The organism is Streptomyces alkaliphilus, from assembly GCF_014141535.1.
In the GTDB taxonomy this organism is placed as follows: Bacteria; Actinomycetota; Actinomycetes; order Streptomycetales; family Streptomycetaceae; genus Streptomyces; species Streptomyces alkaliphilus.
Window position 1 is genome coordinate 1 of record NZ_VKHT01001740.1, and the last position, 444, is coordinate 444.

Here is a 444-nt window from a genome sequence, read left to right on the forward strand (position 1 = left end):
GCCCCGCACCCCGCCGCGTAGGCTGCGGAACCATGAGTCCGCAGAGTCCCGGAACCGATCCCCTCGCCCCGCTCGCCGACCTCCCCGGCGTGCCGGAGGCCGTCGAGGCGGCGCGCGCCGCCGTGGACGCACTGCACCGTCACCGGGTCATGCGCCGGCGGCGGACCGAGGTCGCGGCCGAGGCCGCCCTGCGCGGCGCCCGCGCCTCCGCCGCGCTGGCGGGCGCGGACTGGGGGTTGGAGGAGGTGCGCCGCAGAACCGACTTCGGCACCGACGCTCAGGCCCGCACGGTCGGCGCCGCGTTGCGCGCCACCGCCGAGGCGGCCCACCTGCGGGACATCTGGAAGGGATCCCCGATGCGGGTCCTGGCCCGGCTCCACCTGGTGGCGGAGGGCGGCGTCCCGGCCGGATCGGAGACCGGCACCGGGGCCGGGGGGACCGGAG

The 444-nt window shown here is 79.3% G+C and carries 1 pseudogene; it reads left to right on the top strand.

From position 1 onward, the window contains the following. Positions 1–32 precede the first annotated feature (32 nt). A pseudogene (locus FNQ90_RS26565) lies at positions 33–444 on the top strand (oxidoreductase); the annotation flags it as partial.